The organism is Phyllobacterium brassicacearum, assembly GCF_003010955.1.
In the GTDB taxonomy this organism is placed as follows: domain Bacteria; phylum Pseudomonadota; class Alphaproteobacteria; order Rhizobiales; family Rhizobiaceae; genus Phyllobacterium; species Phyllobacterium brassicacearum.
Genome location: NZ_PGGO01000006.1, coordinates 143516 through 166951, shown reverse-complemented (window position 1 = coordinate 166951; position 23436 = coordinate 143516). Strand labels below are relative to the sequence as shown.

Annotated in this window: 21 protein-coding genes and 1 tRNA gene; 10 read left to right on the top strand and 12 right to left on the bottom strand. The window is 56.0% G+C overall.

All coding sequences use genetic code 11. The features are described from left to right. The first annotated feature begins 77 nt into the window (after positions 1-77). From cobG to purU, 5 genes are all read left to right on the top strand, one after another. On the top strand, positions 78-1550 hold the full coding sequence (cobG, locus tag CU102_RS10030) for a precorrin-3B synthase (protein ID WP_106710954.1): 1473 nt from the start codon (positions 78-80) through the stop codon (positions 1548-1550). After that, complete coding sequence (locus CU102_RS10025) at positions 1543-2169, top strand: precorrin-8X methylmutase (protein ID WP_106710953.1); 627 nt, start codon at positions 1543-1545, stop codon at positions 2167-2169. Before cobG ends, CU102_RS10025 begins: the two co-directional genes overlap by 8 nt. Next, the gene (locus CU102_RS10020) at positions 2169-2909 is read left to right on the top strand and encodes a precorrin-2 C(20)-methyltransferase (RefSeq protein WP_106710952.1); all 741 of its coding nucleotides are present in this window, start codon (positions 2169-2171) and stop codon (positions 2907-2909) included. The genes CU102_RS10025 and CU102_RS10020 overlap by 1 nt, the downstream gene beginning before the upstream one ends. Then, the gene (gene cobJ / locus CU102_RS10015; RefSeq protein WP_106710951.1) at positions 2906-4330 is read left to right on the top strand and encodes a precorrin-3B C(17)-methyltransferase; all 1425 of its coding nucleotides are present in this window, start codon (positions 2906-2908) and stop codon (positions 4328-4330) included. Before CU102_RS10020 ends, cobJ begins: the two co-directional genes overlap by 4 nt. A gap of 150 nt (positions 4331-4480) precedes the next feature. Further along, on the top strand, positions 4481-5335 hold the full coding sequence (gene purU, locus CU102_RS10010) for a formyltetrahydrofolate deformylase (RefSeq protein ID WP_106711065.1): 855 nt from the start codon (positions 4481-4483) through the stop codon (positions 5333-5335). An 11-nt stretch (positions 5336-5346) separates the two neighbouring features. On the opposite strand, the gene CU102_RS10005 is transcribed toward purU, so the two are convergent. After that, on the bottom strand, positions 5347-6270 hold the full coding sequence (locus CU102_RS10005; protein WP_106711064.1) for a 2-hydroxyacid dehydrogenase: 924 nt from the start codon (positions 6268-6270) through the stop codon (positions 5347-5349). Between the two features lie 212 nt (positions 6271-6482). Here CU102_RS10005 and CU102_RS10000 point away from each other — a divergent pair, with 212 nt between their 5' ends. Beyond that, the gene (locus CU102_RS10000; RefSeq protein WP_106710950.1) at positions 6483-7685 is read left to right on the top strand and encodes an alpha-hydroxy acid oxidase; all 1203 of its coding nucleotides are present in this window, start codon (positions 6483-6485) and stop codon (positions 7683-7685) included. 2 nt (positions 7686-7687) lie between these two features. Here the strand turns inward: CU102_RS10000 and CU102_RS09995 are convergent, their stop codons facing one another. Further along, positions 7688-8602 carry a glycosyltransferase family 2 protein gene (locus tag CU102_RS09995; protein WP_166648493.1) on the bottom strand — a complete coding sequence of 305 codons (915 nt, stop codon included), beginning with the start codon at positions 8600-8602 and terminating at the stop codon, positions 7688-7690. A gap of 378 nt (positions 8603-8980) precedes the next feature. Here CU102_RS09995 and CU102_RS09990 point away from each other — a divergent pair, with 378 nt between their 5' ends. Then, entirely contained in the window at positions 8981-9682 is a 702-nt protein-coding gene (locus tag CU102_RS09990; protein ID WP_106710948.1) for a glycosyltransferase, read from the top strand. 50 nt (positions 9683-9732) lie between these two features. Here CU102_RS09990 and CU102_RS09985 read toward each other — a convergent pair whose 3' ends face one another. The 3 genes from CU102_RS09985 to CU102_RS09975 all read right to left on the bottom strand — a co-directional run bounded on the left by CU102_RS09985 (position 9733) and on the right by CU102_RS09975 (position 11136). Further along, entirely contained in the window at positions 9733-10266 is a 534-nt protein-coding gene (locus CU102_RS09985) for a membrane-anchored protein (RefSeq protein ID WP_245425279.1), read from the bottom strand. Between the two features lie 305 nt (positions 10267-10571). Further along, positions 10572-10646, bottom strand: a tRNA-Glu gene (locus CU102_RS09980). A gap of 91 nt (positions 10647-10737) precedes the next feature. Then, a complete protein-coding gene (locus CU102_RS09975; protein ID WP_106710946.1) occupies positions 10738-11136 on the bottom strand; it encodes a fimbrial protein in 399 nt (132 codons plus the stop codon). A 54-nt stretch (positions 11137-11190) separates the two neighbouring features. Between CU102_RS09975 and CU102_RS09970 the strand changes: the two genes are divergently transcribed. Together CU102_RS09970 and rpoH are read left to right on the top strand one after the other, a co-directional pair. Then, entirely contained in the window at positions 11191-12195 is a 1005-nt protein-coding gene (locus CU102_RS09970; RefSeq protein WP_106710945.1) for an RluA family pseudouridine synthase, read from the top strand. Positions 12196-12436: 241 nt separating this feature from the next. Next, positions 12437-13348, top strand: a complete 912-nt coding sequence (gene rpoH / locus CU102_RS09965; protein WP_106710944.1) for an RNA polymerase sigma factor RpoH — start codon at positions 12437-12439, stop codon at positions 13346-13348. A gap of 57 nt (positions 13349-13405) precedes the next feature. Here rpoH and CU102_RS09960 read toward each other — a convergent pair whose 3' ends face one another. After that, entirely contained in the window at positions 13406-14983 is a 1578-nt protein-coding gene (locus CU102_RS09960; protein WP_106710943.1) for a transcriptional regulator, read from the bottom strand. A gap of 54 nt (positions 14984-15037) precedes the next feature. After that, positions 15038-16330: an adenylosuccinate synthase gene (locus CU102_RS09955; protein WP_106710942.1), complete on the bottom strand. Its 1293-nt coding sequence runs from the start codon at positions 16328-16330 to the stop codon at positions 15038-15040. Between the two features lie 192 nt (positions 16331-16522). Here CU102_RS09955 and CU102_RS09950 point away from each other — a divergent pair, with 192 nt between their 5' ends. Further along, positions 16523-17434 (top strand): DMT family transporter, encoded by a 912-nt coding sequence (locus tag CU102_RS09950; RefSeq protein ID WP_106710941.1) that lies wholly within the window; start codon positions 16523-16525, stop codon positions 17432-17434. Here the strand turns inward: CU102_RS09950 and CU102_RS09945 are convergent. The 5 genes from CU102_RS09945 to glmM form a co-directional block, all read right to left on the bottom strand. Beyond that, complete coding sequence (locus CU102_RS09945) at positions 17412-17921, bottom strand: GNAT family N-acetyltransferase (RefSeq protein WP_106710940.1); 510 nt, start codon at positions 17919-17921, stop codon at positions 17412-17414. The genes CU102_RS09950 and CU102_RS09945 overlap by 23 nt on opposite strands. A gap of 18 nt (positions 17922-17939) precedes the next feature. Then, entirely contained in the window at positions 17940-19535 is a 1596-nt protein-coding gene (gene serA / locus CU102_RS09940) for a phosphoglycerate dehydrogenase (protein WP_106711063.1), read from the bottom strand. Between the two features lie 75 nt (positions 19536-19610). Next, positions 19611-20786 (bottom strand): phosphoserine transaminase, encoded by a 1176-nt coding sequence (locus tag CU102_RS09935; protein ID WP_106710939.1) that lies wholly within the window; start codon positions 20784-20786, stop codon positions 19611-19613. A 207-nt stretch (positions 20787-20993) separates the two neighbouring features. Next, positions 20994-21770, bottom strand: a complete 777-nt coding sequence (locus tag CU102_RS09930) for an outer membrane protein (RefSeq protein WP_106710938.1) — start codon at positions 21768-21770, stop codon at positions 20994-20996. 225 nt (positions 21771-21995) lie between these two features. Continuing rightward, entirely contained in the window at positions 21996-23339 is a 1344-nt protein-coding gene (gene glmM, locus CU102_RS09925) for a phosphoglucosamine mutase (RefSeq protein WP_106710937.1), read from the bottom strand. Positions 23340-23436 lie beyond the last annotated feature (97 nt).

The following is a 23436-nucleotide window of genomic DNA, read 5'->3' as shown; positions in this document are numbered from 1 at the left end:
GCGTTCCATTGATTTAAAGCAATTCCAGGAAAAGTGTGAAGCGGTTTTCCGTCCGGAACTGCGTGAAAATAGTCGCTATGCATGCCCGAAAGCATCCTATGGGTCAACGAAGTGCTCAACGAGAACGATTGGCATGCCCCAAGCGATCCTGTAAAACCATGAACACCATGGACCAGCTATCCAGACATGCCCTGCCTTATTCCGTCGAAGACCGGCGTTCCGCCTGTCCGGGACTATTCCGGATGGCGAAAGCGCTCGACGGTTCGATCTGCCGGGTCAAGCTGACGTTCGGCAACCTTAGCGCCGGTCAAGCGCGGAGCGTGGCGGACGCGGCGCAACGTTTTGGAAACGGCGTCATTGAAATTACCAATCGCGCCAATCTACAGATCCGGGGGGTCCGTCCGGAGACAGAGAACGCGCTGATCGCACAGCTGTTGGCTGCAGGCCTTGGTCCACTGACTGACAAGGGCGATGATGTCCGCAACGTCATGATCAGCCCGATCGCCGGTCATAGCAAAGGCAAGATCGACGTAAGGCCACTGGCGACGCGCCTCTTGACCGAACTGCAAACCAATCCACGCTATGAAGGGCTGTCGCCAAAATTCTCTCTGCTCATCGATGGTGGCGAAGACCTCGCCATGGTTGATCACCCGCATGATCTCTGGTTGTGCCCGATCGATCCGGACAACCCATCATCCGCTTATGCCTTTGGTGCTGCCGGCGCACCGCCGACGCAGGCAGAAGACCAGCCTGCTCTCGGAGTTGTCGCTGGCAGCCAAGCATTTGATCTCATGACCATCACTCTCGATGCGTTCGTCGATTGGAACAAACGCCACCCGGCGGCTTCGCGCATGCGCCACATGATCACAGGCGCCAGAACCGAGGGCCTTGCCGAGCGCATCGAAACATGTGCCGGTTTCCCGGTCCGGAGCGAAGAACTTGCCGGTTGGCGAAGAGCATTGCCGAAGCCTAACGGTCATCTTGGTATCTGGAACGAATGCGATGGCGCGACCCGGCTAGTAGGAGCCATGCCCAAACTCGGTCGGCTGAATCCGGACCTCCTGCGATCGCTCGCCGGCCTCGCCGACAGATACAGCAACGGCATATTGCGCATGACACCCTGGCAGAGCGTCCTGTTGCCGGAAGTCTCTCGCGACGACGCGACAGCCGCCCTCACCGATCTCGTTTCGCTTGGGCTCGGCGCCGATCCAGAGCAGCCCCTCGCAACCATGATAAGTTGCTCCGGGTCAGCGGGATGCGGGTCGGCCCTCGCAGCAACGCAGGCCGACGGATTGAAACTTGCGGCATTGTTGGACGGGGAAGCGGACATTCCGCCTATTCATATGAGCGGCTGCAGCAAATCATGCGCCTCGCCATCGGCGAGACCGGTCACACTGGTCGCAACGTCAACTGGACATTATGACATCTTTCTTCGCGCGACCAATGGACCGTCGCGTTTTGGCAAGCTATTGGCTGCGAATGTTACTATCGAGGAAGCCGCCGAACTGATCGGCCGAAATTCCGGCTCTGGGGGGCCACTGCATGCTTGACTATATTCGCGACGGTCAGGCGATCTACGATCGTTCCTTCGCCATCATTCGTTCCGAGGCCGATCTTAGCCGCATCCCGGCCGATCTTGAGAAACTCGCTGTTCGCGTTGCCCATGCGTGCGGCATGGTCGATGTGATTCAGGACCTGGCATTTTCCGACGGAGCCGCAACGGCGGGTCGCAATGCGCTGCTCATTGGCGCACCGATCCTTTGTGATGCGCGCATGGTAGCGGAAGGCGTCACCCGTTCACGCTTGCCCGTCAACAACGAAGTGATCTGCACATTAAGCGATCCCTCGGTTACGACTCTGGCGAGCGATATGGGCAATACACGTTCGGCCGCAGCGCTGGAATTGTGGCGCCCGCATCTGGGGGGAGCCGTTGTCGCGTTCGGAAATGCGCCAACCGCTCTGTTCCGCCTCCTGGAAATGATCGATGACGGCGCTCCGAAGCCCGCACTTATTCTTGGCTTTCCCGTCGGTTTTGTCGGCGCGATGGAGTCCAAGGTTGCACTTGCCGAGAATAGCCGCGGTGTTCCCTATGTTGTTGTCCATGGGCGACGCGGTGGTAGCGCCATGGCGGCCGCAGCGATCAACGCGCTTGCTTCGGAGAAGGAATAATGCCGCAGAAGGGCCGGCTCTTCGGGCTGGGCGTTGGCCCCGGCGATCCTGAACTCATTACCTTGAAAGCCTTGCGCCTGCTACAGGCAGCGCCGGTGGTTGCCTACCATGCAGCGAAGGGCAAGAAGGGCAACGCCCTGACGATCGTTGAACGCTATCTCGACGAAAAGCAGCTGCTCGTGCCGCTCATCTACCCGGTGACGACGGAAATATTGCCCGCTCACATGAACTACGAATCCATCGTCAGTGATTTCTATGGCGAGATCACCGGTCTTCTGCGCGAGTATCTGGATGCTGGTAACGATGTGGCAGTCATCGCCGAAGGTGATCCATTTTTCTACGGCTCGTTCATGTACATCCATGACCGGTTGGCCGAGGACTATGAGACCGAAGTCGTGCCAGGCGTCTGCTCAATTCTGGGCGGCGCAGCTGTCCTAGGCGCCCCGCTCGTTTACCGTAACCAGACACTGACGGTCCTGTCGGGGGTATTGCCCGCCGAAGACTTGAGAACCAAACTCGCCGCGACCGAGGCTGCTGCCATCATGAAACTCGGCAAGAACCTTGCAAAGGTGCGCAGCGTGATTGGAGAACTTGGATTGATGGACCGCGCACTTTACGTCGAGCGCGCAACCATGGATGCTCAACGCATAGTGCCCCTGGCGGATGTCGACCCCGAATCCTCTCCTTATTTTTCGCTCATTCTGGTGCCTGGCGATAGATGGCAAGGTGGTGGCGAATGACCGCTGGACCAGTCATCCTTGTCCTATCAGCACTCGGCATGGAAACGGCGCTGCGTATCAAGGCGGATCTGCCCGAGGCGAGCATCCACGGGCTTGAGGGGCGCGTCGTCGGAGCCGACGTCCACTTCGGCAATTTTGGCGAGACCATCCGCCAGCAGTATCAGACGGGCCATCCAATCATCGCCCTGTGTTCTGCTGGTATTACCATCCGGTCATTGGCTTCAGTGTTAGGAAACCAGGGGGCAGAACCGCCCGTGCTCGCTGTTGCCGATGACGGCAGTGCCGTCGTGCCGCTATTAGGCGGAACAACAGGCGTCAACGTGCTCGCCCGGGAAATTGGGCGAACCCTCGAGGTAGCTCCTGCTATCACGACCTCGGGTGAACTCCGGTTTGGCACCTGTCTCTTGAACCCGCCTTCTGGTTTCCAATTGCAGAATCCTGGGGACGCCAAGACCTTCATCGCAGATATGCTTGCAGGCAAGACAGTCAGGATCGAGGGGGATGCGCCTTGGCTCCGGGACGCGCGCCTGCCTTTGGATGATCATGGCGAACTCCTTATCCGTGTGACTACGGAAAAGGTGACGCCACTAAAGGGTGAGCTGATTTTCCAGCCGGAAGCGTTCGCAGACCCCAGCGATGCCGGCCGCAAAAACGGAAGGCTTGCAGTCGTTGGTTTAGGCCCGGGTGATCCCAGTCTCATGGTTCCTGCCGTCAAACAGGAATTGCAGCGCGCCGAAGTCGTGCTCGGCTACGAAACATATGTACGGATGGCCGGCCCATTCCGCCCCGACCAGACTGTTCACATGACCGACAATCGCGAGGAGATGCAGCGGGCACGCCATGCGTTCGAACTTGCTGCAGCAGGTAGGTTTGTGGTGATGATTTCCTCTGGTGATCCTGGTGTGTTCGCCATGGCGGCCGCTGTAGTCGAAGCGCTGCACGAATCTGAAAATCCCGCCTGGCACGCAGTCGAGCTTGAGATCATTCCCGGTGTTTCGGCAGCCCTCGCGGCGGCGAGCCGCAGCGGCGCGCCACTTGGCCATGATTTCTGCATTCTATCCCTGTCCGACAATCTCAAGCCGTGGGACATCATCGAAAAGCGCATTGCGCTGGCGGCCGAAGCCGATCTCGCCATGGCTTTCTACAATCCGATATCGAAGCCCCGGCCATGGCAGTTGCCGCGCGCCATCGAGATCCTGCGCCATTACCGTAGTCCCGACACGCCAATCGTCCTTGGCCGCGATATAGGCCGGCCAGGAGAAACTTTGCGAGTCATTACACTTGCGGAACTGACACCGCAGCAGGTGGACATGCGGACGGTGATCATCGTCGGCTCTTCCCTCACCCGTAGCTTCGACCGCACCGAGGGCGGCAAATGGGTCTATACGCCGCGCTGGTACGGGACCAAGCCGAAGACCTGAGGCAAAGCTCATGATCTATTGAAGAAAGATCATTTGAGCCGTCCGCCAGATGCCGGAAAAAGGACTGAGCGCTTCGCTTTTGTGTCGACGCCGTTCAAAACCGCTCACTATGATCTCTCAAAGATCAGATCGGCTGCATCCGGAGTTCCCATGCCAGACAAGAATTACGTGCTTACTCTCTCCTGTGAAGATCGTCCCGGCATCGTCGCTTCGGTGACGACGGAACTTGCTGGTATGGATGCCAATATTGCCGAGAGCAACCAGTTCTGGGACCGGCAGACCAACCGCTTCTTCATGCGCATTGCCTTTACCGCTGCCGAAGGCACGACCAAGGACGACGTGGAACGGGCGCTCAAGCCGGCCATTGACCGCTTCGACATGAAGACGACCCTGGTCGATCAGGCCAAGAAGCCGAAGATCATCATCATGGTGTCGAAGTTCGACCATGCACTGCTGCACCTGTTCTACCAGATCAAGGTCGGCTGGCTCGATGCCGAGGTGGCGGCGATCGTCTCCAACCATGAGGACAGCCGCCGCTTTGCCGAGCATGAGGGCATCCCCTATCACGTCTTGCAGGTGAATAAGGACAACAAGAAGGAGCAGGAAGAGACGCTCTTGAAGATCGTCAAGGACAGTGGCGCCGATCTCGTCATCCTTGCTCGCTACATGCAGGTGCTGTCCGACAATCTCTCCAAGCGGCTTTACGGCAAGGTGATCAACATCCACCACTCCTTCCTGCCGAGCTTCAAGGGGGCGAAGCCCTATCACCAGGCGCATGAGCGCGGGGTGAAGCTGATCGGTGCCACGGCGCACTATGTCACCCCGGATCTCGACGAGGGTCCGATCATCGAGCAGGAGACCGAGCGGGTCAGCCATGCCATGAGCGCCGAGGATTTCGTCGCCACAGGCCGCGACATCGAAAGCCGGGTGCTGGCACGGGCGGTGAAGAAACACCTCGAATCCCGCGTCATGCTCAACGGCCACAAGACGGTGGTTTTCGGCTAGGGCGTTCGGCCTTATTTGGCCCCGAAATAGTTCTCGAGGTTGGAAACGACCCGGTCGGCCATGGCCTCCCGGGTTTCTACCGTAGCGCTGCCCATGTGCGGTTGAAGGACAACATTATCGAGGGCGAACAGCGCTTCAGGCGCCCTCGGTTCATCGGCGAACACGTCGAGACCCGCGCGGCCAAGTCCGCCCGATTGTAGCAATTCCACCAGCGCCACCTCATCCACCACGCTTCCACGGGCGATATTGATGAAGGTCCCCTTGGACCCAAGTGCCTGCAGGACCTCTCGAGAAATTATTCCCTGTGTCGCGTCGCCGCCCGGCAAAATCGCGATCAGCACTGCACAATCACGGGCCATCGCGACCAGATCAGCACAATGATTATATGACACGTCGGGCTTCTTGTTGCGGGTGTGGTAGGTGACATCACAGCCGAAAGCCAATAGCTTCTCGGCAATAACACTGCCAATGCGGCCGAGACCGACCAATCCGACCTTCTTGCCTTCTATCCCTTGCGCTAGCGGTGGAGTTTCGCCCCTCGCCCACCGCCCTTCCCGCACGAAACGGTCATTGGCAACGATATCGCGGGTCGTGGCGAGCAACAGCGCAATTGCCATGTTTGCCGTGTCCTCATTCAGTACATCTGGCGTGTTGGCGACCTTGATTCCCTTCTTGTTTGCATAGGCTACATCCAGCGAGTCCGTACCAACACCAAAGGAAGAGACAATTTCAACGGCGGGCAGCAGGTCGATCATGTCAGCCTTCAGTCCCGTAAACGTACTGGTCACCGCTGCGCGAAAACGTGCTGCATTCTGCTGCAAAAAGCCAAGGGCATCCTTCTCCTCGTACAGTCTCTCGACCGCATAGCGCCTTTCCAGCTCTTCGAGCAGATAGGGCATAAGCGGGCCGAGCACGAGAACCGGATGTTTTGCCATCGAATCACATTCCTTTGCAGCACAATTCAGCGTAGCGCCGACCATAGCGAAACTTCTGCGATGAACACAAATCCTTGTTTGTTGAATTTACCCATGAAGTGTGTCCCCGCATATGATTAATTGGACTGGATAGCAGGAATTTCCCGCTGGCACTTGCATTGCGGCATCCATTAGTATGAGAACAACAGACCAGAAGGCTTCGGGACGGAAAAATGCCAAAGACAGTTGAGATCGCTGACCTGAAAAGAATTGCGCAGCGCCGCGTACCAAAAATGTTCTTCGACTATGCGGATTCAGGTGCTTGGACAGAAAGCACCTACCGGGCCAATGAGGAGGACTTCCGCAAGATTCAGTTGCGCCAGCGCGTCGCTGTCGACATGACCGACCGGACGCTCGAAAGCACTATGATCGGTCAAACGGTTTCCATGCCCGTCGCCCTTGCTCCGACCGGTCTGACCGGCATGCAGCATGCGGATGGTGAGATGCTGGCGGCCCAGGCAGCCGAAGAGTTCGGCGTTCCATTTACACTTTCAACCATGAGCATTTGTTCCATCGAGGACGTTGCGTCTGCCACGACCAAGCCATTCTGGTTCCAGCTCTACGTGATGCGGGATCGTGATTTCATCTACAACCTGATTGACCGCGCCAAGGCAGCCAAATGTTCTGCTCTGGTGCTGACGCTCGATCTGCAAATTCTTGGCCAGCGCCACAAGGACATCCGCAACGGTCTTTCAGCTCCACCGAAGTTCACGCCGAAACACATCTGGCAGATGGCCACACGTCCCCGATGGTGCATGGGCATGCTCAAGACCGAGCGCCGCACATTCCGCAATATTGTCGGCCACGCCAAAGGCGTCGCGGATCTGTCGTCATTGTCGACCTGGACGGCCGAGCAGTTCGACCCGCGCCTTTCCTGGAACGACGTTGCCTGGATCAAGGAACGCTGGGGCGGCAAGCTGATCATCAAGGGCATTCTCGACGTCGAAGACGCAAAATTGGCTGTCACTACAGGTGCTGATGCAATCATCGTATCCAATCACGGTGGCCGCCAGCTCGACGGCGCCCCGTCGTCGATTTCCGTCCTGGCCGACATTGTCGATGCGGTTGGCGACAAGATCGAAGTCCTTTTCGATGGTGGTATACGCTCGGGACAAGACGTGCTGAAAGCGCTCGCTATCGGCGCCAAGGGCACCTTCATCGGTCGTGCATTTCTTTACGGTCTGGGTGCAGGCGGTAAGCAGGGTGTAACCGAAGCGCTGGAGATTATCCGCAAGGAACTGGACACCACCATGGCTCTATGCGGCGAAAGAGACGTGAAGAATCTCGATCGGAACAATCTTTACAAGAGCGGTCTGGAGACCAAGCCGCGTATTGCCGAAGTCAAGAAGAAGCGGGCGCGATCTGCTGAGGCGTAATCTCAGAATGCGCTTTTAAAGAAACCGAGGTCCAGCAACTGCTTTGAACCTTGGTATTGAACCGACACATTCGAGTTGAGGTTGTCGAGCTTACCGGCCGTAATAGCCTCCAGCATGGTCTTGTAGGCGCGAGAACCTTTAAAGTATTGACCGCCCGCTATCGCCTTCTTGACGAATTCCTCCGTTTCACTGAAAAACTTGAAGTGCAGGAGTGACCCGTAGATTGGCGAAAAGTTTCGATCGAACGGCCATGGCTTGTGGATGCTGATCGTGAACGCTATCTCATGCTCAACGAAGAGAAGCGGGTATTTCATCAATTCATCGTAGTGCTCAGGGTCATCCAGCAACCTGTCTCTAGGCCCTCCCATCATAGTCATGGCCGAACTGGTCCGGAACAGACGGTATCCTTGCCGGTCAAACGAATTGGCGATTTGCCAGGGCATGATATCCGTGGAGCCATCGAAAACCGCCGATTTGATTGAATTCGATGGATAACAATCGATCATTGGTGCCGGACAGTGCAGCACGCCCTTGGCTTCCAACGCGGCGATCAACTCAGGTAGTTTTCTCGTCTCACACCCGTCATAGACAAGATACTCATCGCAATCGACGTTCATGTACCAGCGTTTGGTTCCAAAAATGCGGACCAATGCCTCGCGCCAGAGATTTCCTCCATTTGCCTGGCGGTACCTTACATCCGAACCAAAAACGTCGACATCTTTCTCCTTGAGCAGGTTTTCTCGCGTGCCATCTGTCGACTGGTCATCCACACATAGGAACCGCGTAACACCCAGATTGCGGTAGTGTGCAAGAAATGACGGCAGAAACTGAATGCTGTTATGCGTCAGAAAAATGAGCGGTATGTCTTCCGGGCCCAGCGGACGGATATCGCCTGTTCGCAGCGGATATATCTTCACCGGATCGTGACGCTTCCTTACATTGATGTTGCGCCAACGCGTAAGCAGCGAATGGCTCTTGCTTTTAGGGAAAGCGGAGGGGCTGTCAGAACGGTACGGAAAAGGAATTTCCATCCTTGGGAACAAGAAAGATTGGTGTCGTTTCAATAGGTAATTCCGCCTTGAAAGAGAGCCGGTCCTTGCTCGATATGACCCCAGGAGATCGACCGATTAAACATGCGGGCGTGCAACGTCAAGTGTGACCGATGACCGTGGTTATATATCTGAACTGGTGTAAAAGCGGCAACGTCCACCCCAATTTGGCGGCAAGGAGGGTTTTTCTTTTCAGCATTTCGTTTAAAACCCTACTCGGACTCTCAGAATAAGAAGCGAGGCATTATGCAGAATGATCTTGATATCTACGTCGGATGGGACTCTCGCGAACCGATTGCCTATGACGTCGCCAAGAGCACCGTATTGAAGCATGCGACCATCCCCGTCCGGGTAGTACCGATCAAACTGGACGAACTCGTAGAAAAAGGCGCCTATACGCGTGATATCGATCCGCTGGCCTCAACCGAGTTCACCTACTCACGTTTCTTCACACCTTGGCTCGCCGGATATAAGGGCTGGGCATTGTTCTGCGATTGCGATTTTCTGTTCTTTGGCGACGTGGCCAAATTACTTGAATACCGGGACAAAACGAAAGCTGTGATCTGCGTCAAACACGACTACACGCCGAAGGAAGGCACGAAGATGGACGGCAAGGTCCAAACCAGTTACCCGAGGAAGAACTGGTCGTCGTTCATGCTGTTCAATTGCGACCATCCATCCACACGTAAGCTCACGCCGGAACTGATCAACCGCGAGAGCGGCGCCTACCTGCACCGGATGCAATGGGCTCAGGACGATGAGATCGGCGAGGTTCCGGTTGAATGGAACTGGCTGGAGGGTTGGAATGAAAAGCCGGCGACTGGCTATCCAAACGCTGTGCATTTTACCAACGGCGGGCCGTGGTTCAAGGATTGGCAGAATGTGGACTATGCCGACGAGTGGCGCGCTGCCGCTACCGCCGTCGATCCAAACTGGAAAATCATTTGATGGTTGAATAGGCTGATCTGAAATAAAGGTCGCCCGGCGGGCGGCCCTTTTTATGGTCCAGATCGTTCCCTTGGGCTGGCCGCGCCGAATCTCATGAGAGCCTCCTCTGTCCATAACGGCACGCCAGACGCCGTGGCAACTTCGAGATCTGCCGTGTAGATGGGGTAACCTCGATCAATGAGGGCCTGCAAAATCTGTTTGTCAGTGCCGGCATGCAGACGCTTGAGATTGGCATCGTTATAAACGTGTCCCGAGGAATCGGGATTGATGCCACTGATGATCACTGCCTTGGCACCGCTGATGATGGCATAGAACACCGCCGTGATGCCGTTCGAGAATTTCATATCATCATCGATTTCAACGTTGAGGCCTCCCATCACCGCCTCATACATCGCCATGCGCTTTAAGCGGTTGACCATTTTCACATCATCGTAGGCGTAGTTGAACGCGGCGATCCCTTGCTGAAGCGCGTCAAAGCTTTTGGGCCAGCGTACGACGTAAAGGAGCCCAGTCCGTCTTCCGTTCAGAACCTTGCGTACGTGGATGGCATTGGTTGTTTGCCCCTCGACCTGATTGAATTGCATGAAGGTCGCATCTGGAACGTCAATTCCCCACCGATCGAGGATGCTTTGCGACCCGTTGACCGTGATTACATGAAACTGGTTGCTGAACCCGACGGGCACCGTCGAAACGGGTGCCGACCCAACAACGACAACTGGTCCAGTGAACGCGACGGGATGCGAAGGCGCGCGAGGTCGCAATATTCTGTAGACCACAGACCGGCGAATTTTTGTTAGGATTTCAGACCAAGGCAACCTCATCGGGGTGCCGCCTTCCGAAAAGTCGTTTTGATCATCATTATCTTGGCAAGGACAATGTGAGGGAAGCCTGGTACGCCCAAGGGGAATCGAACCCCTGTTTGCGCCGTGAGAGGGCGCCGTCCTGACCGCTAGACGATGGGCGCGTAGCCGGTTGATCAGGCGGGTATAATCAAGCTCCCGAGAAAGTGCAATGGTGATTTGCTTGCCATTGACGTAAACACGCCGCCACTCGATCTAATTACCGGCGGCCTCCGATATACGCGCGACGACACGCTTGCTCGCCAAATCGTAGAGCAGAACCTGGCGGGTGCCATCTCCGAGCCTTGTTTCAAGGGACAGCGTATTGTCCGAAAGGTTATGCGAAAGTATGCGGGTACCGGGATCAAGTGTGATCGCCTCACCGGCAAGAGCCGCACCAAGTGGTTGCTCCGGGATATCGGAACGCGCAGCTGTCGCCACTTCCTGCACCGGCTGGTTAATCTTGTAGACAATGGCGGCAAGCACCGCCATAAGACCAATCACCATAATGCCGATGGAAACAGCGAGAAGCCGGATCATTTTGCGGCGTACCCGCTCCATAGTTGGATCGAGAGGTGCTTCTTCCGCATCCAAGTCTGGATTGATGTTGGCCATATAGGCATCTCCGAGGTTTCGAAACCAAGCCTCTGTAACGAAGGGACGAGGTCTTTGAAAGAGTTAATTACCGACAATGAAGCTTCCGGCAAAAGGCTGGACGCCTGGCTCTCAGCCCAATTGGCGCCGGACCTGTCGCGGAACCGCATTCAATCACTGATCAATGAGGGCCAAGTCAGTGTTGAAGGCAGGATCGTCACGGAGACCAAGCACAAACTGCGTGAAGGTCTTAATATTACTATCCAGATCCCCGAACCCGAAGATGCCACCCCGAAGGGCGAGGAAATTGCGCTTGATATTCTCTATGAAGATACTGACCTCATTGTCATCAACAAGCCTGCAGGGCTCGTCGTGCATCCGGGCAACGGCAATTGGACCGGCACGCTCGTCAACGCACTGATTCACCATTGCGGTGACACATTGTCGGGCATCGGCGGTGTCAAGCGACCCGGTATTGTGCATCGCCTCGACAAGGAAACCAGCGGCGTCATGGTCGTAGCCAAGAATGATCTTGCCCATCGTCACCTGAGCGCGCAATTTGCCGATCATGGTCGTACAGGCGATCTGGAGCGCGCATACCTTGCGATCGTCTGGGGCACCCCCGACCGGACGACCGGGACCATCGATGCCCCGCTCGGCCGCTCCCATCGCGACCGTACCAAACAGGCTGTGGTCCATGAAGAGCGTGATGATGCCCGCCACGCCGTAACGCATTTTGAGGTGCAGGAACGTTTTGGGGCAAAGGAAGATGCCACGGCCCTCGCTTCCCTTGTGGAATGCGTCTTGGAAACAGGCAGAACACATCAGATACGCGTGCACATGGCCCATATTGGTCATCCACTCGTAGGTGATCTGGAGTATGGCAGTGCCTACAAGACCAAGGCCAACAAACTCGCTGAACCGCTCCAAAGCATTGTCAAAGGATTTACGCGGCAGGCATTGCACGCCAGACTTCTCGCTTTCGAGCACCCATCAACCGGCGAGATTCTGCATTTCGAGGCTCCGCTACCGGATGATATGGCAGCATTGCTGGAAGCGTTTCAAAGCAGTATGGTCTAGAAAAAATGCAACAACAATGGAACCATTCAGCCGCTCGAGCATTTACACATCGCATGCGCAAAATCCTGACTGTATCGTTCACGTTTATGTGACAGATTATTTCGTCGCTTAACGCACCGTGTTTTTGACAAAATGCTACCTATATATTGATGGCACTACTCTGTTCGCGCCAAGCTATGGGCGGGCCGGTGGTGCGGCCTGCCGATAATGGGGGCTATTCCAAAATGAGGAGGGGTGCTCTGTGGCCCAAAGTCTTCCAAGTATCTTAGGTGGTGACGGTGGTTTGACCCGCTACCTTGAAGAAATCCGTCGTTTTCCCATGCTCGAACCGCAGGAAGAGTACATGCTCGCCAAGCGGTATCTGGAGCACGCTGATCCCAAAGCGGCGCACAAACTTGTTACAAGTCATCTAAGGCTCGTCGCCAAAATTGCGATGGGGTATCGCGGCTATGGCCTGCCAATTGGCGAGGTCATCTCCGAAGGTAATGTCGGCCTGATGCAGGCTGTAAAGCGGTTTGAGCCGGAACGCGGTTTCCGCCTCGCCACCTATGCCATGTGGTGGATCAAGGCATCCATCCAGGAATACGTGCTGCGCTCATGGAGCCTGGTCAAGATGGGCACGACTGCCAATCAGAAACGCCTGTTCTTCAACCTGCGCAAGGTCAAGAGCAAGATCCAGGCGTTGGACGATGGCGACCTCAACCCCGAACAGGTCAAGGAAATCGCGACGCGCCTCAGCGTATCTGAAGATGAAGTGATTTCGATGAACCGTCGCTTGTCCGGCGATGCGTCTTTGAACGCGCCAATTCGTTCTTCCGACGGTGAAGCTGGTGGCGATTGGCAGGACTGGCTCGTTGACGACCACGACAGCGCTGAAGAGATGCTGATCGAACAGGACGAACTGGAAAACCGCCGTGAGATGCTTTCCGGTGCCATGTCGTCACTCAACGAACGGGAACGCCGTATTTTCCAGGCGCGGCGCCTCGCCGACGATCCGGTAACGCTTGAAGACCTGTCAACGGAATTTGGCATCAGCCGTGAACGCGTTCGCCAGATCGAGGTGCGGGCCTTTGAGAAAGTCCAGGACGCAGTGAAGGCGGCCGCGGCAAAACAGCAGAAGGCCCTGGTTTCTACGGGCTCTGATGCCCGTTGATACATATGCCATCCGACTAAGAAAAAGGCCGCTTGATGCGGCCTTTTTTGTGACTTGCTAGCCCCCGGCCTTGGCGGCCCAGGCTTTCAACACATCATCAAAGGCCTTCTCCCCGGGGAGACCCTTTTCAAGCGTGATCAAAGCGCGACGCCCGGTCTTGTAAGCGATTGGAATATCGATCCATGACTGGCGGCGCATCAAGGACATGTTCGTGTCGATTGCCGTCTTGGCATCGTTCATCGCTATGATGAAGAAATTATCGGCGATCTTGGCCGGGATACCGACGAGCGGGCTACCCGGCGATTGCTCGGTATCTTTGAACGTCATGCGCGAGACATTATCAATCGAACCACCGGCAAAACCATCAGGAACGGTAAAGATCATCTCGACCAGATGACTTGCAGGGAGTGATTTATCGCCATTGCGCCGGATAATCATGCGCAGATTGATTCCACGGTCTGGGACCGTGACTTCCGCCCGGATGGCGGGTTCGGGTGGAAGATCGTTGCCAGGTGATTCCTGGACGACCGACCAGACAACGCCACCTGCGTCCGCTGTACCCGCGTCTTGGCCTGAACGCTCCTCGTAAAAGAACGCTTTCTGGCCAATCGGTAGCGCTGCGGGCGGTTGCGCTTGACCAGCGGCCTGCTGCTGACCGGGCGCCGCGGGTGGCTTTGCAGCCTGATCAGGCGTTGAGGCAGCAACGGACGTGCCTTCGCCGAGCGACGGGGTGTCATTGGCCGGCCCCGGATTGATCTCCTGACCGTCGGGCAACAGTCTTTGCGTCAGTTTTGGCTCGGGTTTCGGCTCCGCTGGTCCGGTTGCTGATGGAGCTGGCGCAGGCTGAGCTGGCTGCGCGGGCTCCGCTGGTTTGTTCGCTGCCGTATCCTCCGGCTTTGGCTGTTCCGGCGAGTTTGAGCTCGTAAGGCCCGCCAGATAGTCTTTCACCGCACTTGCCTCCTCGACAAGCTTGCCACGATAGGTCCAGCCCGCATAACCCGCTCCCGCAATCACGAGGAGCATGGCAAAGATACTAAGCAAAGGGACTAGCGAGCGCTTCAGCGCCGGCTCCTTGATAGTCCCGCGTCGCGTATAGACGCCATAGTCACTTGAATGGCTATCGTCAGTGGAGGTGTTTAGATTTGCTTCGTCACTGTTTTCGGCTTGAGGACCGCTCACGGCGTCGTTTTGACCAAAATTTTCCGCCTCGAGCTCGGCTTTGGCCTCGCTTGGGGTGTGGCTGATCAGAAAATCTTCAAGTGCATCCGGTTGCGAGCCCACTCTAGTGAAGGACGGGGCGGAGTTCGGCACCGATTTTTCTGGAATTGCAATTGACTGCGTAGAAGCCTCCACCGGAGGCGCTGATACCTCTGGCACGGGCGGCGACGCTGGAATGGGTGCAGGCGCTGCTGGTATAAAATCTTCGACGGCCGGCACGAAATCGGATTCGACCTCCGCAATTGCATCCTCGAGCGCCTTTACCTGACGCTTCGCCACAGCTTCGGTAGCATTCAACGCCGCAAGCTTCTGCTCAATCGTTGCGCGAGCCTTTGCATATACACGTTGACGAAGCTCCGGTGTTGGGTCCGCAAGCCCGCCAATTGTTTTCCTCAATACTGCAACGAAATCTGCCATTCACCCAAACCTATGGTTTTGTTGTGAGATTAACCTCGGGACGTGTTCGCGACTCTAATCATGAAACGGGTCGGTAACAAGTATTGTGTCATCGCGTTCCGGGCTCGTAGACAAAAGTGCGATCGGCGCACCGATTAATTCTTCCACATAGCGAACATATTTGACGGCCTGCGCCGGAAGTTCGCTCCAGCTGCGTGCGCCCGCAGTCGTCCCCTGCCAGCCTTCCAGTGTTTCGTATACGGGTTTGACGCGAGCCTGCTGCCCCTGTCCTGCTGGAAGGTAATCAATAATTTCGCCATCGAGTTCGTAACCTGTACAAACCTTGATTTCCTCGAGACCATCGAGCACATCGAGCTTGGTCAACGCGATACCGCTGATGCCGTTGTTCGCAACAGCCTGGCGCACGAGCACCGCATCGAACCAGCCGCAACGGCGCTTGCGTCCAGTTACTGTCCCGAATTCATGGCCACGTTCGCCGAGAAATTGTCCGACTTCGTTCTGCTGTTCTGTCGGAAACGGACCTTCGCCAACACGGGTTGTGTATGCCTTGGTGATGCCGAGAACGTAGTGAAGGGAACCTGGTCCAATGCCTGAACCTGCCGAGGCCTGTCCGGCAACGGTATTCGATGAAGTTACGAAGGGATAGGTGCCGTGGTCGATATCGAGCAGCGTTCCCTGCGCACCCTCGAACAGAATCCGTTCGCCGGCACGCTTCTTCTGGTCAAGGACGTACCAGACGCGATCCATAAAGGGCAAGATATGCGGCGCGGCTTCCTGGAGCTCTTCAAGCAGCTTCGCACCATCGACTTCCTCGATGCCGAGGCCGCGACGAAGCGGGTTGTGATGCGCCAGAAGTCGCTCGATTTTTGCCGGTAGCGTATCAGGATCGGCAAGATCAAGGACGTGGATTGCCCGGCGGCCAACCTTGTCTTCATAGGCTGGGCCGATACCGCGCCCCGTCGTGCCGATCTTGGTGCCTGCATTGGACGCTTCACGTCTGCGATCCAGTTCACCATGAATCGATAGGATCAACGTGGTGTTTTCGGCAATCTTCAGCGTGTCTGGTGTAATGACGACGCCCTGCGCTTCGAGCTTCTTTTTTTCCGCGATGAAAGCATGCGGGTCGAAAACGACACCGTTTCCGATGATGGACAGCTTACCCTGACGTACCACACCGGACGGCAACAGCGACAGTTTATAAGTTACGCCATCGACGACCAGCGTATGACCTGCGTTGTGACCGCCCTGAAAGCGGACAATGACATCGGCCCGTTCGGAGAGCCAATCGACAATCTTTCCCTTGCCTTCGTCACCCCATTGGGAACCAATCACAACAACATTCGCCATTCAAAACTCCTCGAGCCATAACCTCGTCGCGCATTTTTCCATAAATGCGGTGCTTCTATACAGGCTGGTTCACAAAAGCGCGACCATTCTTTCGGATATAGGCGAACCAATTTGCCTTTATTTACGGAATAAACCTATTGTCCGCACGTCCGCAAAGTCCATCGCTCCCCAGCTGGAAAAGTCTGCTGCATCATGAACCGCACTGCTTATGTTTTTCTCCTGATAACTGCCCTTTTCTGGGGCGGAAACGCGGTCGCGGGCAAATTTGCAGTTGGACACGTCTCACCGATGCTTCTGACTCTATTGCGCTGGCTTCTGGCTTTTCTGCTTGTTGCTGCGATCAGTTTCAGGCAGATCCGCCGCGACTGGAACGTCGTGCGCGAGCATCTCTGGCTGCTCGCCGCACTGGGCGCGTTCGGTTTCACCTTCTTCAATATGGCACTTTACAGCGCTCTGAACTACACATCAGCCATCAATGTTACGATCGAGCAGGCAGGCATGCCCATGGTGATTTTCGTCGCCAATCTATTGCTCTTTGGCACAGCCGTTAGGCTCGGCCAAATTCTTGGTTTCGGCCTTTCCCTCATTGGTGTTGCATTGACGGCCGGTCATGGAAGCTTCGCACAACTTGCGAGCTTGGACGTCAATTACGGTGATGCATTGATGCTTCTCGCTGTGCTTCTGTATAGCGGCTATACCGTCGCCCTGCGTTTTCGACCCGCCATCAACTGGCAAAGCCTGATGACTGTCATGACTTTCTTTGCCTTTGTGACAGCCATCCCCTTCACGATCTGGGAATGGCAAAGCGGTACACTGACCCCGCCGGATCTGACCGGAACCATTGTCGTGCTTTACACCGCCATCCTGCCGTCGCTCGCAGCACAAGTGCTGTTCATCAAGGGTGTCGAATATATCGGTGCGAACCGGGCCGGCCTGTTCATTAATACTGTGCCAATATTCGGTACGTTGCTGGCGGTTGCCCTGCTTGGCGAAGATTTCCGCCTCTATCACGCGATCGCGCTGGTTCTCGTTCTAGGCGGTATTTGGATTGCAGAACTCAGCGGTCGCAAGCACGCCGCGACTAGCGAAGCTGGCGCAGCATAAAGCAGGCATCGTCCGAGTAAGTCCTCAGTTTTTGCTGAAGAACCTGCCGGTTAACGATGTCAAATCCGTGCTTCTGCCAAAAGCCCGATGACCCGTTGACCGCCACGAGCGACATAGTCTGAAAGCCGGCGGCGGCCGCATGGGTGGCTAGAATAGCGACGATCCTGCCCGCCGCCCCACTGCCACGGGCCGCATCGAGCAATGCAATGTCGTGAATGTAGTAGGTATCGTATCCCAGCAGGGCTGGCAGCACTGTGTTCAGGGCAGGAACATCAAAGCTCTTCCAGGGATGCGTGATCGCATATCCGACGATTGATGTCCCGTTCTCAAGGACATGAGCACCTTGTCCATAAAGCGCGAGCCGATTGACGAATACGGCATCCTCTTCCGGAAAATCGGGATGGGCCACCGCGGCTACAGCGCTGACAGAAGCGAGATCGCCCGCCTCCATCAACCGCCAAATCAACGTATTTCCATCGGATGCCATTATGCGACATCCGTACTATCAAGCGATGTCAAATTCCAGCGGCTTGGCTGACACGATTGCCTTGTTAACCCGCAATTCTTCCAGAACATGTTCTGGAATGCGCTCGTCAAGATAGAGCATGGCAATAGCGTTGCCGCCGGGATGATCACGACCAAGCGAGAAATTGGCGATATTGACGTTGTTTTTCCCGCAAATCGTACCCAGCAGGCCGATCATACCGGGCGTGTCATTGTTGGTCGTGTAGAGCATGTGCTGACCAACCTCGGCATCGAGATTGATACCCTTGATCTGGATGAATCGCGGCTTGCCATCGGAGAAACAGGTGCCGGCAATCGAGCGTGTCAGTGAATCCGTCTTGACTGTGAGCTTGATGTAGCCATCAAACACACCGGATTTGTCGCGTCTGACCTCGGAGAGAATAATGCCCCGTTCCTTCACCATGATCGGTGCGGAGACCATGTTCACATCAGCAACCTGCGGACGGATGAGACCCGCCAAAGCTGCGCTCGCCAGTGCACGTGTATTCATGGACGCAGTCGATCCGTCGAAGAGGATCTCAACTTCCTGAATCGGATCTTCCGTGACCTGACCAACGAAAGCACCAAGGACTTCGGCAAGTTTCACGAAGGGCTTGAGCCGCGGCGCTTCCTCCGCCGTGATGGACGGCATGTTGATCGCGTTCGAAACCGCGCCCTTGATCAGGTAGTCGGACATTTGCTCCGCGACCTGCAGGGCAACGTTTTCCTGTGCTTCACTTGTGGAAGCACCGAGATGCGGCGTGCAGACGACGTTGGGAAGATGGAAGAGCTCATTCTCAGTTGCGGGCTCAACTTCAAAGACGTCAATACCGGCACCCGCAACCTTGCCGGATTTCAGCCCCGCTATCAGATCCTTTTCGACGATCAAACCACCACGCGCGCAATTGATGATGCGAACGCCATCCTTCATTTTGGCAATGGCATCTGCGTTGATGATTCCACGGGTCTTGTCTGTCATCGGTGTGTGCAAGCTGATGAAATCGGCTCGCGTCAAGAGCTCGTCGAGCTCGACCTTTTCCACGCCCAGCTCTTCTGCTCGTCCTTCCGAGAGGAACGGATCGAAAGCAACCACGTGCATTTTCAGTCCAATTCCGCGTGTGGCCACGATGGAACCGATATTGCCGCAGCCGATGACTCCGAGCGTCTTGCCCGTGATCTCGACACCCATGAAACGGTTCTTTTCCCACTTGCCGGCGCGGGTGGAAGAATCGGCCTCCGGCAATTCACGGGCAACGGCAAACATCAGGGCAACGGCGTGTTCGGCTGTGGTGATCGAATTGCCGAAGGGCGTGTTCATAACGATAATTCCACGGCGCGAAGCTGCGGGAATATCAACATTGTCCACGCCAATGCCGGCGCGGCCAATCACCTTGAGGTTTTTTGCGGCGGCGATCAGCTTTTCTGTGACCTTGGTCGCTGAACGGATGGCAAGGCCATCATATTGCCCGATCACTTCGAGCAATTTTTCCTTGTCCTTGCCGAGATCCGGCAAGTAGTCGACGTCCACGCCGCGATCCTTGAAGATCTGCACGGCAGTTGGCGAAAGTTTATCGGATACGAGTACGCGCGGTGCCATTATGGCCTCCATCGATGAAAGGAATGATTTGATTGAGGGTGGCCGCAATGTGTTGCGGCCACATTTGCCTAATGATCAGGCTGCCTGCTTCAGAGCAGCCTTCTGCAACTGGAAAGCCCAATCAAGCCATAGCGTGAGAACTTCGAGATCAGCCGATTCGACGGTTGCACCCGCCCAGATGCGCAGCCCTGAAGGAGCATCGCGGTAAGCGCCGATATCATAGGCGACGCCCTCCTTTTCGAGCACAGCCACAATATTCTTGGCGAAATTGGCTTGGGCATCGGCATCGAGAGCCGTGATCTCAGGATCCACGATGGTGAAACACACGGACGTATTGGACCGTGTTGCCGGCACCTTCGCAAGATTGGCGACCCAGGGTGTACGCTCTACGAATGCATCGAGGACAGCAAAGTTCCTGTCTGCACGCGCAACCAAACCATCAAGACCCCCGATCGACTTTCCCCAATTCAGGGCGTCGAGATAATCCTCGACGCAGAGCATTGATGGAGTGTTGATTGTCTCGCCGGCAAAAATACCCTCGATCAGTTTGCCGCCAGAAGTGAGGCGGAAAATCTTCGGCAGGGGCCATGCGGGCTTGTAGGAAAGAAGGCGCTCCACCGCACGCGGACTGAGGATCAGCATGCCGTGGGCACCTTCTCCGCCTAGGACTTTCTGCCAGGAGAAGGTGACCACGTCGAGCTTGTCGAAATCCAATCGCTGGGCAAATGCGGCAGAGGTTGCATCACAGATCGTCAGCCCCTTGCGGTCAGCAGGGATGAAGTCGCCATTGGGAACGCGCACGCCCGAGGTCGTGCCGTTCCAGGTGAAGACGACATCGCGGTCGAAATCGATTTGGGACAGGTCCGGCAGTTCGCCATAACCCGCTTCGATAATGCGGGCATCCGGGAGCTTGAGCTGTTTAACGACATCCGTCACCCAGCCGGCACCGAAGCTTTCCCACGCAACCATGTCGACGCCACGCTCACCAAGAAGCGACCAGAGGGCCATCTCAACAGCGCCAGTGTCCGAGGCGGGAACAATACCGATGCGGTATTCGGCCGGAACTTGCAGAATTTCACGGGTAAGATCAATCGCCTGCTTCAGCTTCGTCTTGCCAACCTTGGCGCGATGCGAGCGGCCAAGAGGCGCATCGGAAAGCGCGTCGAGCGACCATCCGGGACGTTTAGCACAGGGACCTGATGAAAAATTAGGGTTAGCCGGGCGCTGCGCCGGCTTCGATAGCGTCGTCATGTTTTCTCCTATCCTTACAGATAGCACGCCTCTCGTTGGGGAGAGGTGGCCCACTCCGGGAACTAGGAGAAATGTCGTTGGCAGTCAAGAAATTTGTTTGAGTGCGACACGGAAAGTCGACGAGAGCGTCCGATGAAGGTAACCGCACATCCAAACGAAAACGGCAGGAGGTAGCTCCTGCCGTTCGAAATTCACGTGCGCAATCAATCAGAAAGCGTAACGTACACCGACCTTAAAGTCATGCGACGCAATGTCTTTGAACTCGAACGGTGCATTGCGTGTGCCGACGCCATCATAGTTGTATGCCGTGGCAGTTTTGCCATCCCCAAGATCGACATAGCTGTAGCCGAGGTCAATGGTCATGCGATCGGTGGCCTTGATGCCAACGCCCGCGTGCAACGCCCAGGCAAATTCCCATTGTGATTCACTGCCTGCAAACCCGCCACCGCCGGTTATGATGTTGTCGTCAGTGAAACCGGAAATTGTGTTGCGCGATGCACCGATACCGGCACCGACATACGGGGTTATGCCGCCATACGTTCCCAGATCGGTGTAAGCATTAGCCAGGAGTAGCCATTCGGACTTCTTGGCGTGATAACTGTTCGTTGCTTCGTCGCCAGTCCCAGGGATGCCATCGGTATCATAGAAATCGAGCGCGCTGAACTCGGTCTTGCCGCGATATTGCGCCGTCACATCTGCACGGAACCAGTCATTGAACTGATAGCCGATACCGACCTGACCGGTAATGCCGGCGTCAAACTCGCCATCATTGTGCCAGCCGTGAACAACCGGATCATCGAAACCAACGTAATCCAGTTCATCGAAACGCTGATTGCTCATGCCAATGTCGCCGCGCAGATACCAGCCTCCGAAGGGCTGAACCTCGACAATGGGGGCTTCAGGCATATCTGCCGAATAGGCCGGGGCGGCACCCAGGCACAGGAGCGCTGCGCTCAGTGCAGCATAGTTGTTAAAAGTGCTCATTTCCGTTTCCCTCACAAGGCCCAAAGTGGAAGCGCAGCAATTGCTACTAAAGGTTGTAAGCCAATATGAGGGGTAAAAGTTAAATCCCGATTAACTGTGTTTCTTCACCATATCTATTAACGTTAACCAATAGAAAACAGTAACAGCCACGGCATCAAAAGCAAAAAGGGCCCGCTGCCCAGGCCCTTTTGCATTTTCAGCATAAGGTGAAAGTGTGTTGGTGCTCTAGGCGGCCGATGAAATGACCGAAATGATGTCGTTGACAACAGATTCGACCAATTTGCGGTCGTCGCCTTCCGCCATAACGCGGATCAGCGGCTCTGTGCCGGAGGGGCGGATAACCAGCCGGCCGGCATTGCCCAAACGATCGCGTGCTTCATCAATCGCGCTCTTCACTTTCTTGTTCTCCAGCGGCTTGCCACCCGTTGTGCGGACGTTCTTCAGGAGCTGTGGGACCGGCTCGAATTTGCGGCAAACCTCGCTGACCGGTTTTCCCAGCTCCTGAACCACCGCTAGAATCTGCAGAGCAGAAATCAGCCCATCGCCAGTCGTTGAATAATCCGACAGCACAATATGGCCAGACTGCTCTCCGCCAATATTGTATCCGTTGGCACGCATATGTTCGACGACATAGCGGTCGCCAACCTGCGTGCGCGCCAAGGTGAGGCCACGATCACCGAGGAAGCGCTCAAACCCAAGATTGGACATGATTGTCGCAACAACGCCGCCTCCAGCGAGACGATCGGATTCCTGCCAGGATTGCGCAATGACAGCCATAAGCTGGTCGCCATCGATAATGGCGCCGTTTTCGTCGACGATCAGCACCCGGTCGGCGTCGCCATCCAGCGCTATGCCTATATCGGCCCGCACTTCGTGCACCTTCTTGATCAATCCGAGCGGATGGGTAGAGCCGCAATCTTCGTTGATATTCGTACCATTGGGTTCATTGTTGATCGTGACGACCTCTGCACCAAGTTCCCACAAAGCAGCCGGCGCCACTTTGTAAGCCGCGCCATTCGCGCAATCGACAACGATCCGGAGCCCGGCCAGCGATATGTTCTTGGGCATCGTTCTTTTAGCGAATTCGATATAGCGGTAAATGTCGCCGTCAACACGTTTGGCTCGACCGAGCGCGTCGAAACTCGATAAACGGTCAGCCAGGTCCTCGTCCATCAACCGTTCGATTTCCAGTTCGATATCATCGGACAGCTTGAATCCGTCCGGCCCGAACAGCTTTATCCCATTGTCGTGGAACGGATTATGGGATGCTGAAATCATCACGCCTATATCAGCGCGTAACGAACGGCAAAGCATGGCCACCGCCGGCGTTGGGATCGGCCCGAGGAGAAACACGTCCATTCCAGTCGAGGTAAATCCGGCGACAAGGGCATTCTCAATCATATAGCCCGAAAGCCGAGTGTCTTTGCCGATCACAACACGATTGCGGTGTTCGCCTCGTTTGAATGCGAGCCCAACGGCCATGCCAACCTTCATCGCGATATCCGGTGTCATCGGATATGCGTTTGCCTGTCCGCGGATGCCATCAGTGCCAAAATACTTGCGAGCCATATTAGTCGTCCAATTCTATTGGCTGCTTGACTTCCGGCGGAACCGGAATGCAGCCTCGTTGTGCCCGGTGATAATCATTGCTTAGCGCAAAAGCGCT

Excerpts from the sequence above, each read along its gene's own strand:
- cobG (WP_106710954.1), top strand. The coding sequence starts at position 78 with ATGCATGCCCGAAAGCATCCTATGGGTCAACGAAGTGCTCAACGAGAA.
- CU102_RS10025 (WP_106710953.1), top strand. The coding sequence starts at position 1,543 with ATGCTTGACTATATTCGCGACGGTCAGGCGATCTACGATCGTTCCTTC.
- CU102_RS10020 (WP_106710952.1), top strand. The coding sequence starts at position 2,169 with ATGCCGCAGAAGGGCCGGCTCTTCGGGCTGGGCGTTGGCCCCGGCGAT.
- cobJ (WP_106710951.1), top strand. The coding sequence starts at position 2,906 with ATGACCGCTGGACCAGTCATCCTTGTCCTATCAGCACTCGGCATGGAA.
- purU (WP_106711065.1), top strand. The coding sequence starts at position 4,481 with ATGCCAGACAAGAATTACGTGCTTACTCTCTCCTGTGAAGATCGTCCC.
- CU102_RS10005 (WP_106711064.1), bottom strand. The coding sequence starts at position 6,270 with ATGGCAAAACATCCGGTTCTCGTGCTCGGCCCGCTTATGCCCTATCTG.
- CU102_RS10000 (WP_106710950.1), top strand. The coding sequence starts at position 6,483 with ATGCCAAAGACAGTTGAGATCGCTGACCTGAAAAGAATTGCGCAGCGC.
- CU102_RS09990 (WP_106710948.1), top strand. The coding sequence starts at position 8,981 with ATGCAGAATGATCTTGATATCTACGTCGGATGGGACTCTCGCGAACCG.
- CU102_RS09985 (WP_245425279.1), bottom strand. The coding sequence starts at position 10,266 with ATGCAATTCAATCAGGTCGAGGGGCAAACAACCAATGCCATCCACGTA.
- CU102_RS09975 (WP_106710946.1), bottom strand. The coding sequence starts at position 11,136 with ATGGCCAACATCAATCCAGACTTGGATGCGGAAGAAGCACCTCTCGAT.
- CU102_RS09960 (WP_106710943.1), bottom strand. The coding sequence starts at position 14,983 with ATGGCAGATTTCGTTGCAGTATTGAGGAAAACAATTGGCGGGCTTGCG.
- CU102_RS09955 (WP_106710942.1), bottom strand. The coding sequence starts at position 16,330 with ATGGCGAATGTTGTTGTGATTGGTTCCCAATGGGGTGACGAAGGCAAG.
- CU102_RS09950 (WP_106710941.1), top strand. The coding sequence starts at position 16,523 with ATGAACCGCACTGCTTATGTTTTTCTCCTGATAACTGCCCTTTTCTGG.
- CU102_RS09945 (WP_106710940.1), bottom strand. The coding sequence starts at position 17,921 with ATGGCATCCGATGGAAATACGTTGATTTGGCGGTTGATGGAGGCGGGC.
- serA (WP_106711063.1), bottom strand. The coding sequence starts at position 19,535 with ATGGCACCGCGCGTACTCGTATCCGATAAACTTTCGCCAACTGCCGTG.
- CU102_RS09935 (WP_106710939.1), bottom strand. The coding sequence starts at position 20,786 with ATGACGACGCTATCGAAGCCGGCGCAGCGCCCGGCTAACCCTAATTTT.
- CU102_RS09930 (WP_106710938.1), bottom strand. The coding sequence starts at position 21,770 with ATGAGCACTTTTAACAACTATGCTGCACTGAGCGCAGCGCTCCTGTGC.
- glmM (WP_106710937.1), bottom strand. The coding sequence starts at position 23,339 with ATGGCTCGCAAGTATTTTGGCACTGATGGCATCCGCGGACAGGCAAAC.